We start from the raw sequence: 11923 nt of genomic DNA, 5'->3' as shown, positions 1-11923 counted from the left end.
ATGGCTGACACCACTTACGACCGCCAGAACCCCGCCTATTACGTGCTGATCGGTATCCTGATCTTCATGTCCATCGGTCCGGTGATCCTTCTGATGGCCAATTCCCTGCGGCTCGATGTGGATATCACCTCCGGCGCGGGTGGGCTTCTGTTCATGCCCACGATCCGCAACTACGAGACCGCCCTTTGCGACATCCTGTGGTACGAGCCGGAGCATTTGCGCTTTTGCACAATCCGCTTCGGCGGGGCGTTCATCAATTCGCTCATCATCGCGCTGATCTCCACCGCACTCACGCTCGTGTTCGGCTGTATGGCGGCCTACGCGCTGGTGCGGTTCAAGTTCATGGGGCGTGACAGCCTGTCTCTCAGCACCTTGGCGGTGCGCATGATCCCGCCCGCCGTCCTCCTGGTGCCCGTCTTCAGCCTTTGGAACAACGCGTTCTGCATCGACAACGAAAGTCTGGTCGGCGGATGGATCCGCGACATGGTGGGCGGACGGGGCGATGTCTGCCTTGCGGGCACGCATTCCGGCATCATCATCGTCTATGTCGCGATGAACCTGCCCTTCGTCATCTGGATTTTGCAAAGCTTCATCGTTCAGGTCCCCAGATCGCTGGAGGAGGCCGCCCGCGTTGATGGGGCGGGGCCATTCCAGGTCTTCTTCCTCGTCGTTCTGCCGCTGATCAAACCGGGGCTCGCTGCGGCGTCCATCTTCACATTCCGCATCGCGTGGAACGAATATCTTCTGGCCTCCGCACTGGCGGATCGCGACACGATGACTGTGCCGATCCTGATCGTGAATAACGCCTCCGAATTCGATGGGCTGGGGACGATCATGGCCACGGGCATGTTGCTGGCCGTGCCGCCCATCCTCTTCACACTTTTCGCATCGCGCCAGATCATCACCGGCATGACGGCGGGCGCGGTGAAGGGCTGATCCATGTCGCGCGTTCTGTTGATTGGAACATTCGAGACCAAGACGGCGGAGCTTGGATATCTGGCCGACGCCCTCGCCCGCAATGGCCTGACGGTGGAGGAGGTCGACGTCTCTCTCGGCTCGGGCGGGGTGATCTGGTCGGGGGCGGAAAAGCTCGCGCGCATGGCCGAACGGGCAGAGGCGGCAGCCGCGCAGATCGCCGCGCGATGCGACGAATGCTACGTCGCCCTGGGCGTCGGCGGTGGCACGGGGGGCGAGATCGTGATGGCCGCGCTCAAGGGCCTGCCCGCCGTCTACCCCAAGGTCCTTATCACGACGATGGCCTTCGATCCGCGCGCGGCATTGGCCGACACCGCGATCACTCTGGTTCCCACGCTATGCGATATCGAGGGGCTGAACCCCACCCTGCGGCAAGTGTTTGAGAACACCGCCTCCATGGTCGCGGGCCTGTATCGCGCGCAGGTCGCCCCTACCCCGGACGCGCCTGCCATCGCGGTCACAACGTTGGGGGCGACCGGCAAGGCGGGGGCCGAGATTTCCCGTCAACTGGCGGAGGCGGGGTTCGAGGCCACGTTGTTCCACGCCAACGGATATGGCGGGGCGGCGTTCGTGCGTTTCGTGGCAGAGGGTCGCGTCAGCGGCGTGATCGACCTGAACGTGCACGAATTGGGACGGCTGCGCCTTGCCGGTGCACATGTGGAGATGCCGGGCCGGTTCACCGCGGCGGCGCATCTGCCCCGCGTGACCTTGCCCGGCGGGCTGAACTTCATCGGATTGGGCGCCGTCGACACCGTCAGCGATGCGCATCTGGCCCGCCCCCATTACCGGCACACGGCGCAATTCACCCATGTGAAGCTGACGGAGGACGAGATGGCGGATCAGGCGACGGTCTTGGCGGATCTGCTCAACCTGTCCACCGCGCCGTGCCACGTTCTGCTTCCCATGGGCGGGTTCAGTCACGAGGATCGACCGGGCGGCGCGATCGAGGACCCAGGCCTGCGCAACGTCGCCGCCGACATTCTCGAACAGCACGCCAAGGCCTATTCCGTCACGCGCCTGCCCCACCACATCAACACGCCCGACATTGCGGCGGAGGCCGTTGCCGCCCTTGCAACCGCCATGACCCAAAGGACCGAACATGCCTGAATTCGCCGACCTTCACGAAAAGATGGATGCCCTGATCGCAACGGCCAGACGCTGTTTCGACGGTCGCTTGCAGACCAATGCCGGCGGAAACCTGTCGGTGCGGCTGGACCGACGGGACGCGATCGTCATCAAACCTTCGGGCGTCGGGTTCAGGGAATGCACCCGCGACAACCTTCAGGTCGTCATGCTGGACGGCACGATCCTGCCCTCCGAGGTCGCGCTGAAGCCGTCCAAGGACCTCGACTTTCACCTCGATCTTTACCGCATTCGCGAGGACATCAACGCCATCGTCCATTGCCACAGCCCTTGGGCCACCGGCTATGCCAGCGCGGGGATCGAGATCCCGTGCCTCACCGTTCAGACCATCGAAAAGATCGGGCGGATGCCCCTCATCCCGCTGAGTGCCAATGGCGGACCGCAGACCGAAGTGGAGATCAGCCCGGTCTTCCGCGACCCCAGCATCCGCGCCGCCGTCCTTGCCAACCATGGCACCATCGGCGCCGCGAAAGACCTCATGGCCGCGCAATATCTGGCGGAGATTATCGAGGAGACGGCCCATATCGCCTATGTCCGCGACACGCTGATGGCCGCCCATGGCAAGACCGGGGCCGACCTGCCGCAATACGGCACCGCCGCCGACGCCCGCGCCGCGGGATAAACGCGGACGTCATCCGTCGGTTTGCCCGGGCCGGGCGATATATCCTTCCGGCGAGAGATTACCCGTTGCGCTTTACCATAATTCATATATTCATGAATTATGGAATCACTTATCGCTAGCCAACTCTCGACCCTCGGTCATCCACAACGTCTTGCGCTGTTTCGTCTTCTCATGCGGCGCTATCCGGACCGGGTCCCGGCGACGGAGCTCGCAGGCGCGCTCGATCTCAAGCCCAACACGCTTTCGAACTACGTCAACGCATTGATGCAGGCAGGTCTCGTCACGCGGGAGCGCCTTGGCACGTCCCTGCGCTACGCGATCAGCATGGAAGCGGCGCAGGGCATGTTCGATTATCTTCTGCGCGATTGCTGCCGGGGTCGGCCAGACCTTTGCTACGCGCCCTCCCCCAATGCCATTGAAGGAGCGCACTCCATGGCGGACCCACACTACAACGTTCTGTTCATCTGCACCGGCAATTCGGCCCGATCCATCTTCGCGGAATCCATATTGCGCGACGTGGCCGGAGATCGCTTCACGGCTTATTCCGCAGGAACCAAGCCGCGATCGGAATTGAACCCCTTCGCCTTGGCGGTGCTGGAGCAAAAGGGCCACGACGTCTCCGTCCTTCGTTCCAAGAACGTCGCCGAGTTTCAGGCCAATGACGCGCCCGACTTCGATTTCGTCTTCACCGTCTGCGATCAGGCCGCGAATGAGGAATGCCCGGCCTGGCACGGCCAGCCGATCAGTGCCCATTGGGGTCTGCCCGACCCGGTTCAGGCCGAAGGCTCCGACGCCGAACGAAGCCTCGCCTTCCAGCAAACCTATGGTGCGTTGCGCAACCGGATCGTGGCATTCACGTCCCTGCCCTTCGCATCGCTGGATCGGATTTCCCTGCAACGGGCCGTCGATGACATCGGCCAGTCTCACGCCGGAGAGACTGCATGACAACTTACGCGCTGAACGGCCTCGGCCGTATCGGGAAACTCGCCCTGAAGCCGTTGTTGGACCGGGGCGCGGACATCGCGTGGATCAACGACGCAATCGGCGATGCCGCCATGCACGCGCATCTGCTCGAATTCGACACGGTCCACGGGCGGTGGGATGCGGAGATCGCCCACGACACGCAATCCATCACCATCGACGGCACCCGGCTCCCCTTTATCGGCACAAGGGACCTGGCGGACCTGCCGCTTGCCGGCGTCGATGTCGTGATCGACTGCACGGGCGTGCTCAAAACCGAGGCCGCGCTCGCGCCCTACTTTGACGCCGGGGTGAAGAAGGTCGTCGTCTCCGCGCCGGTCAAGGACGGCGATGCGGCCAATATCGTCTACGGCGTGAACCACGATACCTTTGATCCCGACCGCCACCGCATCGTCACCGCCGCAAGCTGCACAACCAATTGCCTCGCCCCCGTGGTGAAGGTGATCCACGACGCGCTCCGCATCCGCCACGGCTCCATCACCACGATCCACGATGTCACCAACACGCAGACCATCGTGGATCGCCCCGCCAAGGACTTGCGCCGGGCGCGGTCGGCGCTGAATTCGCTGATCCCGACCACGACGGGCAGCGCCACCGCGATCACCCTCATTTACCCGGAATTGCAGGGCCGTCTGAACGGGCACGCGGTCCGTGTGCCGCTTCTCAACGCGTCGCTGACCGATTGCGTGTTCGAGGTGGAGCGTGCAACCGACGCGGACGCAGTCAACGCCCTGTTCAAAGCGGCGGCAGACGGCCCGCTCAAGGGGATACTGGGATACGAGACCCGTCCCCTCGTCTCCGCCGATTATACCAACGACACGCGATCCGGCATCATCGACGCGCCCTCCACGATGGTCATCAACGGCACGCAAGTGAAGGTTTATGCGTGGTACGACAACGAGATGGGCTATGCCCACCGGCTGGTCGATGTCGCCACGATGGTCGGAGCGTCTTTGTGACGGACGCCCCGCCCCGGCCAGAGGGGCTGTCAGCCTATATCGCGGTCACGGCGGCCTATTGGGCCTTCATGCTGACCGATGGCGCTTTGCGCATGCTGGTCTTGCTGCATTTCCACACGCTCGGCTTTTCGCCGGTGCAGCTGGCCTATCTCTTCGTGCTCTACGAGGTCGCGGGGATGGCCACGAACCTGGCGGCGGGGTGGATCGCGGCGCGGTTCGGCCTTACCACGACGCTCTACGCGGGTCTCGCGATCCAGGTCCTGGCGCTTCTGGCGCTGTCGCAATTGGACCCGGCATGGGGCATCGCGGCCTCCGTCACCTTCGTGATGGTCGTCCAGGGGGCCAGCGGCGTGGCCAAGGACCTTTCCAAGATGTCGTCAAAATCCGCGGTGAAGCTTCTGGCCCCGGCGGAAGGGGCGGGCCTTTTCAGGTGGGTCGCGTTCCTGACCGGATCGAAGAACGCGGTGAAGGGTGCGGGCTTCCTGTTGGGCGCGGCGCTCCTGGCCAGTGTGGGTTTCGTGGGCGCCGTTCTGGGCATGGCGGCAATCCTGGCGGCAATCCTTGTGGCGGTCCTCTTCGCGATGCCCCCCGGCCTTCCCCGGGGCCGGAAGGGCGCGAAATTCTCCGAAGTGTTCTCGAAGTCCGCCAACGTGAACTGGCTGTCAGCGGCGCGGGTGTTCCTGTTCGGTGCGCGCGACGTCTGGTTCGTGGTCGGCATCCCGATCTATTTCTACGCCGTGCTGTCGGACGGAACCGTGGCGGGCAACCGGGCGGCGTTCTTCATGATCGGGATGTTCATGGCGGCCTGGATCATCTTCTATGGCGCCGTTCAGGCTACCGCACCGCGCATCTTGCGCGCCCACGCACGAAGCGAGGCGCAGCTGATCGATGCGGCCCGCATCTGGGCCTGGGCACTCGCCGCGATCCCCTTGGCGCTGACCGCCTTGGCGCTGGCCCTGGACGGCCCGCAACTCAGCCTGACGATCGTGCTGGTGGCGGGGCTTCTGGCCTTCGGCGGAGTGTTCGCAGTGAATTCGGCCCTGCATTCCTACCTGATCCTCGCCTTTACGCGGGCGGAGCGGGTGACGATGGATGTGGGCTTCTACTACATGGCAAACGCCGCCGGGCGGCTCTTGGGCACGGTGTTGTCCGGTGTCACCTACCAGATGGGCGGCCTGCCCCTGATGCTGGGAACGGCGGCAGTGATGGTCGGCGCCTCGGCGATATTGGCGGGGCGGCTTCGGGTCGGCGGTGGCGATCAATGACGCCTTCCCCACCCTTCCCGCCATAAGGCGCGTCGGTGCGGGCGAGAGGCGCCAGCAACACGGCCTCAAGTAGCCCATAGGGCGGCAGGCCAATAAAGGAGTGGGCTGTGAGAGGACCAACCCGGAACCACCAACACGGCCTCAAGTAGTCCGAAGGGCGGTAGGCCAAGGAAAAAGTGGTGCGGGTTAAAGGAGAAACCTGGAACCCAAACCATGGCCTCAAGTAGCCCGAAGGGCGGTAGGCCAAACAAGAAATGGTGCGGGTGAAGGGACTTGAACCCCCACGCCTTGCGGCGCCAGAACCTAAATCTGGTGCGTCTACCAATTCCGCCACACCCGCATTGCGCGGGATTTAGCAGGGGATCGGCGGCTGCGCGAGGCCAAAAATCACCCCTGCATTAACCCAGATGTAACTTTGTTTCGCCCACATTGCGCCCCAATTCACCGCGAGTTTGCTTCCAATCCGGGCTGCCACCGGAAAAATCCTGAGGGGAAGTTAAAATGACCGACGCTGCACTCATCGAAGAAATTTCTCGCCCGATGGCCGAGGATCGCGTAGACTCGCTCACACAAACACGAGGCCAAAAGTGCCCGACAGAGCGAGCAGTAGATCCCATGACCCAATCCTCCCCGCGGCCCACGGCCCGCGCGGGCGGCAAGACCCATGCCTGTGAGGCTGGCCTTGCCCCCGGAACCACCGTCCTGACCCTGGACGGTGAAATCCCCGTCGAGTTTCTGAACCCCGGCGACCGCATCATCACGCGGCGCGGCGTGCGCAAGTTGAAGGCCGTCATGCGCCACAACCTGCCCGAAGGCACCCCGCGCGTCGTCATCTCCGCCGATGCGCTCGGCGGCAAGCCCGCCACTGACGTGACCCTCATGCCCGGCCAGCGCATCTTAGTGCGCGACTGGCGTGCGCAGGCGCTTTGGGGCAAGGACGTTGCCGCCCCGCAGGTGCAGCGCCTTGTCGATGGAAAGTTCATCCGGTCCGAAACCAAAGGCCGCCAGATCATGCTGTCGCTCTATTTCGGCGCGCCGGAGGTGCTTTACGCCGACGGGCTTGAGTTGGCCTCCGCCGACAAGCCACGGGTTGTGGCCAAAGCAAAATAAACGGCGTCCGGGGCCTTTTGGCCCGGACCATCAACCAAACGACCCCTTCCGATTTGCGGCTCTTGCAGACAGCCCCCCAATTCGGAACCTAACGGCGCCCCATGGCAGCGGGGTGCCGTTTTTCTTTGGTCAAAGACCAATATCGCGAAACACTTTTGGAAGCATCTCCGGCAAATCTTCGGCGATAAGGCCGGGGCCGAAGGCCAGAGCGGCCTCGGTATGGAGCCACGCGCCGGTTTGCGCGGCCTCGAACGGATCGAACCCGCGCGCCATCAGCCCGGTGATCAGCCCCGCCAGCACATCGCCCGATCCCGCCGTCGCCAACCAAGGCGCCGCGCGGTCATAGGCGGCGGCGTGGATCACCGCCCGGCCGCCCGGCGCGGCAACGATGGTATCGGGCCCCTTCAACAGCACGACACAGCCCGCCCGATCCGCCGCGTCCCGCGCTGCAGTCAGGCGTGAATACGCGGGGCCGTCCGTCGCCCGTTCGTTCAGGCGCGCGGCGATATCGGGGAAGATGCGCGCGAATTCACCTCCATGGGGCGTCAGAACGACCTTGTGATGGAGCGCGGCCAGCAACGCGTCCGGCGCGTCGGAGAAGGTCGACAACCCGTCCGCATCCAGCACGACCGACCTACCCGCACCAAGGGCCGCGAGAACCAGGTCCCGCACCTCCGCCCCCTGCCCCAATCCCGGACCGAGGCACAGCGTGTTGAGGCGTTTGTCCTGCAACAGGGACGATAACCCCTCCGATCCATCGCAGCGGCGCACCATCACGGCGGTGGAATGGGCGGCGCATTCCAAGATGGCGGAGCCGGGCGCACCCAGTGTCACAAGGCCCGCACCCACCCGTAAAGCTGCACGCGCCGCCAGCCGCGCGGCCCCCGTCCGCCCGATCCCGCCCGACAGGATCAGCGCGTGCCCGTGGTAAAACTTGTGGTCCGCCCCGCTGCCCTTCCCCAAGGCCGGCTCTGCCCGCACCGGATCGGGCGCGCGGGCCAGTGCGACGCCCGCACCGTCATCGCTCAGGCCGATATCCACCACGGCCAATTCACCGCAATGGAACGGCCCGTCGGCCAGGACATGCCCCAGCTTGGCGCGGTGGAACGTGACCGTCAGATGCGCGGCGACATCGCCACACCACGGACTATCGGCGGCAAGCACCCGCCCCGTATCCGCGTCGAGGCCCGAGGGGATGTCGACCGCTACAACGCGGGGCGGAAGGTCGCGCCCATGGCCCCAGAACCCGTCGGCGAACAGCGCGTGGAATTCCGCCCCGATCCGGTCCGGCGGGGCAAAGCCGCGCGAAAGTCCAGTTCCGAAAAGCGCGTCCACGATCAGGTCCGCCCCTTCGAAATCCGCTTCCTCCAGCGGAGCAATCGTTCCCATCTGCCGCCAGCGCTCTCGGTTCTCCGCGGCGTCGGGCGGCATCGCTTGCGGCGCGCCCATGCCGAAGACGGCCACCTCCCAGCCCCAATCGCGCAACAGCCGGGCGATGACGTAACCGTCGCCACCATTGTTTCCCGGCCCGCACAAGATCACTGCGCGATGCGGCGTTTTCGCCAGTTCGGGCCATTTGGCAAAGGTCGCCTCCACCACGCCGCGGCCCGCCCGTTCCATCAACTCAAGCCCCGTGACCTCGCCTGCATCCATCGCGCGATGTTCGATCGCCCGCATCTCGACCGCCGTCAAAAGCCGCATCCGCCGCCTCCGATTCAATTCTGCACAAAAAATATGCGCATTGCCTAATCCCTCATCGCAGCCTACGGATTCCGCAGGACATCCCAGTGCTGCCCCGCGTCCCGCATGGACGCCTGCGCGCCAAAATGATGTCAGAGCAACGAGACGATGGCGAGGGGAGTCGCGGCCATGAAGAAAATCGAAGCAATCATCAAGCCGTTCAAACTGGATGAGGTCAAAGAGGCCCTTCAGGACATCGGCATCCAGGGCCTCAGCGTCACCGAAGTCAAAGGGTTCGGCCGCCAGAAGGGCCACACGGAACTCTACCGCGGTGCCGAATATGTCGTGGATTTCCTGCCGAAGGTGAAGATCGAGGTCGTCCTGAGCGATGACCAGGCCGAGGCCGCCATCGACACCATCATCAACGCTGCCAAGACCGACAAGATCGGCGACGGCAAGATTTTCGTCTCCGACATCAGCCAGGCAATCCGTATCCGCACCGGTGAGGCCGGTGAAGACGCGCTTTAACCTGCAACGAAATCCCCGGACGACGGGGCCAAAAGTTCGAACTCAAGGGAAGATCACATGAGCACAGCAGACTTCTTGAAAATGGTGAAGGACGAAGAAGCGGAATATGTCGATATCCGTTTCACCGACCCGCGCGGCAAACTCCAGCACGTGACGGTCATGTCCGACCAGGTCGACGAGGACTTCCTTGAAGAAGGGTTCATGTTCGACGGCTCCTCCATCGCCGGTTGGAAGGGCATCGAAGCCTCCGACATGAAGCTGATGCCCGACACCGACAGCGCCTATGTCGATCCCTTCTACGCCGAAAAGACGATCTGCGTGCACTGCTCCATCGTGGAGCCGGACACCGGCGAAGCCTATGAGCGTGACCCCCGCGGCACCGCGGAGAAGGCCGAAGCCTACCTGAAATCCACCGGCATCGGCGACGCGGCCTACATGGGCCCGGAGGCCGAATTCTTCGTGTTCGACGATGTGCGCGTCTCCGTGGACATCAACAAGGTCTCCTACGAGATCGACGCCCAAGACGCATCGTGGAACGGCGACACCGAATACGAGATGGGCAATATGGGCCACCGCCCCGGCGTGAAGGGCGGCTATTTCCCGGTCAACCCGATCGACGCGGGCCAGGACCTGCGCTCCGAGATGCTGTCCACGATGAAGCGCATCGGCATGAAGGTCGACAAGCACCACCACGAGGTCGCGTCGTGCCAGCACGAGCTTGGTCTGATCTTCGACAGCCTGACGAAACAGGCCGACGAACTTCAGAAATACAAGTACGTCATCCACAACGTGGCCCACGCCTACGGCAAGTCGGCCACCTTCATGCCCAAGCCCATCGCGGGCGACAACGGCACGGGGATGCACGTCAACATGTCGATCTGGAAGGACGGCAAGCCGCTTTTCGCGGGCGACAAATACGCGGATCTGTCGGATGAGGCGCTGTGGTTCATCGGTGGCATCCTGAAGCACGCAAAGGCGCTCAACGCCTTCACCAACCCGTCGACGAACAGCTACAAGCGTCTGATCCCGGGCTTCGAAGCGCCCGTTCTGCGCGCGTACTCCGCCCGCAACCGCTCCGGCTGTGTGCGTATCCCGTGGACGGAAAGCCCGAAGGCCAAGCGCGTGGAGGCACGCTTCCCCGATCCCGCGGCGAACCCCTACCTCGCCTTCGCGGCCCTGCTGATGGCCGGTCTGGACGGCATCCAGAACAAGATCAATCCGGGCGATCCGTCGGACAAGGATCTTTACGACCTGCCGCCGGAAGAGCTGGCCGGTATCCCGACCGTCTGCGCAAGCCTGCGCGAGGCGCTGGACGAGCTGGAAGCCGATCACGAATTCCTGCTGAAGGGCGACGTGTTCACCCGCGACCAGATCGAGGGTTACTGCGCGCTCAAGTGGGAAGAGGTTTACGCCTACGAGCACACGCCGCACCCGGTGGAATACAAGATGTACTATAGCTGCTGATCAGCGGCTCGAAACACGAAAGGGCGCCCCTCGGGGCGCCCTTTTTCGTTGGAACCGCGGAGGTTGCACGCTTGCAACCCATAGTTAACCCACTGATTTTCACTCTCTTTGGATTCTCTGTTAACCAAATGTTAACCCGCGATCCACCTCAGCACCCATCGTTGAACGCGCCTTGCAGGAACTGCCCCGGCGCGCAGAGGATGCCGCCCCATTGGTGGGCTTGCTGGCCGTTCTGCAACTGCACGACAAACCACGTGTAGCCGTTCATGTAGACACCGGTGTTTTGCAGAATCGTGATCGGCTGACCGTTATAGGTCGAGCCGACATCAGCAAAATTGGTGCCCGGCCCGGCCCGCAGGTTCCCGCCGAACGACCGCCCCGCCCAGGGCGGCAGGGTCGCATCCGCATCCGCGCCGACACCCGGCTCGGTCACGGCTGTCACGACGCAATTCAACTGGTTGCCCAGAACGAACAGATAGGCATTCCCCTGATGCTCGATGAATTCGCTGTTTCCGGTGTCGGACACGTAGCGCGCGCCGCTGCCCGACGGCGCGGGTCGCATCAGCGCCGAGGCCGTCTGCCCCGCCAGATCCACGGCGCGGATCTCGGCGATGTCTTCCTCATCGAAAAGAGTGACGGTGTATGTCGCGATGTTAAATTGGCCGCAGCCATATTCGACATTCGCGGCGGCTGCACCGGTCCATATCAGGCACGCGGCGCCGGCGCCCAGAAGGGTTTTGAAGCGCATCAATGGGGTCCTTGATTGCAATGGAGCATGGTAACTCCATCAAGGCCCGGCCAAGCAAACGAAAAAGACGCCCCATCGGGCGTCTTCGAGGTCCTGCACAGGGTGCCTGCCTATTTCGCCGCGCGTTTCGTGGCGAAGGTGGCCCCGTCCTGGCGGCTGGCGATCTTGGCCTGGTCGGCCTTGAATGCCGCAAGCGCGCGATCATGGCTTCCGCCTTGGGCGATCCTGTTCACGTGAATATCCGTGCCACGCTCACCATCGCGGCCCGCGACGAAGCGCAGGAAATTGTTGACGATCCGCTCCATGTCTCTGCCTCATATCTTGTTGCTTTCGTTCTTGAGGACAGGCTTGTCGGCGAAATAAGGCAAAATCTGGGCAGGCCCGGCCCAATTGTGGCGGAGGCTTGCGAAGTGTGGCCCCCGCGCCACCGACCGGCGCGCGGGACGGC

At 63.7% G+C, this 11923-nt stretch carries 12 protein-coding genes and 1 tRNA gene; 9 read left to right on the top strand and 4 right to left on the bottom strand.

The features are described from left to right. The 6 genes from KUW62_RS04435 to arsJ all read left to right on the top strand — a co-directional run bounded on the left by KUW62_RS04435 (position 1) and on the right by arsJ (position 5945). Positions 1–936: a carbohydrate ABC transporter permease gene (locus KUW62_RS04435; RefSeq protein ID WP_224814308.1), complete on the top strand. Its 936-nt coding sequence runs from the start codon at positions 1–3 to the stop codon at positions 934–936. Positions 937–939: 3 nt separating this feature from the next. Next, positions 940–2082: a Tm-1-like ATP-binding domain-containing protein gene (locus tag KUW62_RS04430; RefSeq protein ID WP_224814307.1), complete on the top strand. Its 1143-nt coding sequence runs from the start codon at positions 940–942 to the stop codon at positions 2080–2082. After that, the gene (locus KUW62_RS04425) at positions 2075–2740 is read left to right on the top strand and encodes a class II aldolase/adducin family protein (RefSeq protein ID WP_224814306.1); all 666 of its coding nucleotides are present in this window, start codon (positions 2075–2077) and stop codon (positions 2738–2740) included. Before KUW62_RS04430 ends, KUW62_RS04425 begins: the two co-directional genes overlap by 8 nt. 99 nt (positions 2741–2839) lie before the next feature. Beyond that, a complete protein-coding gene (locus tag KUW62_RS04420; RefSeq protein ID WP_224814305.1) occupies positions 2840–3685 on the top strand; it encodes a helix-turn-helix domain-containing protein in 846 nt (281 codons plus the stop codon). Continuing rightward, complete coding sequence (locus KUW62_RS04415; protein WP_224814304.1) at positions 3682–4680, top strand: ArsJ-associated glyceraldehyde-3-phosphate dehydrogenase; 999 nt, start codon at positions 3682–3684, stop codon at positions 4678–4680. Before KUW62_RS04420 ends, KUW62_RS04415 begins: the two co-directional genes overlap by 4 nt. After that, positions 4677–5945 carry an organoarsenical effux MFS transporter ArsJ gene (gene arsJ / locus KUW62_RS04410; RefSeq protein ID WP_224814303.1) on the top strand — a complete coding sequence of 423 codons (1269 nt, stop codon included), beginning with the start codon at positions 4677–4679 and terminating at the stop codon, positions 5943–5945. The genes KUW62_RS04415 and arsJ overlap by 4 nt, the downstream gene beginning before the upstream one ends. A 255-nt stretch (positions 5946–6200) precedes the next feature. Here arsJ and KUW62_RS04405 read toward each other — a convergent pair. Beyond that, positions 6201–6285 (bottom strand) — tRNA-Leu (locus KUW62_RS04405). Positions 6286–6560: 275 nt separating this feature from the next. On the opposite strand from KUW62_RS04405, the gene KUW62_RS04400 reads away from it, so the two are divergent. After that, positions 6561–7055, top strand: a complete 495-nt coding sequence (locus KUW62_RS04400; RefSeq protein ID WP_224814302.1) for a Hint domain-containing protein — start codon at positions 6561–6563, stop codon at positions 7053–7055. Between the two features lie 129 nt (positions 7056–7184). Here the strand turns inward: KUW62_RS04400 and KUW62_RS04395 are convergent, their stop codons facing one another. Continuing rightward, complete coding sequence (locus KUW62_RS04395) at positions 7185–8756, bottom strand: NAD(P)H-hydrate dehydratase (RefSeq protein ID WP_224814301.1); 1572 nt, start codon at positions 8754–8756, stop codon at positions 7185–7187. Between the two features lie 168 nt (positions 8757–8924). On the opposite strand from KUW62_RS04395, the gene KUW62_RS04390 reads away from it, so the two are divergent. Together KUW62_RS04390 and glnA are read left to right on the top strand one after the other, a co-directional pair. Then, complete coding sequence (locus KUW62_RS04390; protein WP_224814300.1) at positions 8925–9263, top strand: P-II family nitrogen regulator; 339 nt, start codon at positions 8925–8927, stop codon at positions 9261–9263. A 57-nt stretch (positions 9264–9320) separates the two neighbouring features. Then, complete coding sequence (gene glnA / locus KUW62_RS04385) at positions 9321–10727, top strand: type I glutamate--ammonia ligase (protein WP_224814299.1); 1407 nt, start codon at positions 9321–9323, stop codon at positions 10725–10727. A gap of 148 nt (positions 10728–10875) precedes the next feature. On the opposite strand, the gene KUW62_RS04380 is transcribed toward glnA, so the two are convergent. Both KUW62_RS04380 and KUW62_RS04375 read right to left on the bottom strand, forming a co-directional pair. Then, positions 10876–11475, bottom strand: coding sequence for an SH3 domain-containing protein (locus KUW62_RS04380; protein ID WP_224814298.1), 600 nt, complete (start codon positions 11473–11475; stop codon positions 10876–10878). Positions 11476–11585: 110 nt separating this feature from the next. After that, positions 11586–11780 carry a hypothetical protein gene (locus KUW62_RS04375; RefSeq protein WP_224814297.1) on the bottom strand — a complete coding sequence of 65 codons (195 nt, stop codon included), beginning with the start codon at positions 11778–11780 and terminating at the stop codon, positions 11586–11588. Positions 11781–11923 lie beyond the last annotated feature (143 nt).

The sequence above is a fragment of the Hasllibacter sp. MH4015 genome (assembly GCF_020177575.1).
In the GTDB taxonomy this organism is placed as follows: Bacteria; Pseudomonadota; Alphaproteobacteria; order Rhodobacterales; family Rhodobacteraceae; genus Gymnodinialimonas.
Note: the sequence above shows the minus strand (reverse complement) of the source record. Positions and strands in the feature narration are given on the sequence as shown.

Excerpts from the sequence above, each read along its gene's own strand:
- KUW62_RS04430 (WP_224814307.1), top strand. The coding sequence starts at position 940 with ATGTCGCGCGTTCTGTTGATTGGAACATTCGAGACCAAGACGGCGGAG.
- KUW62_RS04395 (WP_224814301.1), bottom strand. The coding sequence starts at position 8,756 with ATGCGGCTTTTGACGGCGGTCGAGATGCGGGCGATCGAACATCGCGCG.
- KUW62_RS04420 (WP_224814305.1), top strand. The coding sequence starts at position 2,840 with ATGGAATCACTTATCGCTAGCCAACTCTCGACCCTCGGTCATCCACAA.
- KUW62_RS04390 (WP_224814300.1), top strand. The coding sequence starts at position 8,925 with ATGAAGAAAATCGAAGCAATCATCAAGCCGTTCAAACTGGATGAGGTC.
- KUW62_RS04400 (WP_224814302.1), top strand. The coding sequence starts at position 6,561 with ATGACCCAATCCTCCCCGCGGCCCACGGCCCGCGCGGGCGGCAAGACC.
- KUW62_RS04415 (WP_224814304.1), top strand. The coding sequence starts at position 3,682 with ATGACAACTTACGCGCTGAACGGCCTCGGCCGTATCGGGAAACTCGCC.
- KUW62_RS04435 (WP_224814308.1), top strand. The coding sequence starts at position 1 with ATGGCTGACACCACTTACGACCGCCAGAACCCCGCCTATTACGTGCTG.
- KUW62_RS04375 (WP_224814297.1), bottom strand. The coding sequence starts at position 11,780 with ATGGAGCGGATCGTCAACAATTTCCTGCGCTTCGTCGCGGGCCGCGAT.
- KUW62_RS04380 (WP_224814298.1), bottom strand. The coding sequence starts at position 11,475 with ATGCGCTTCAAAACCCTTCTGGGCGCCGGCGCCGCGTGCCTGATATGG.
- glnA (WP_224814299.1), top strand. The coding sequence starts at position 9,321 with ATGAGCACAGCAGACTTCTTGAAAATGGTGAAGGACGAAGAAGCGGAA.
- KUW62_RS04425 (WP_224814306.1), top strand. The coding sequence starts at position 2,075 with ATGCCTGAATTCGCCGACCTTCACGAAAAGATGGATGCCCTGATCGCA.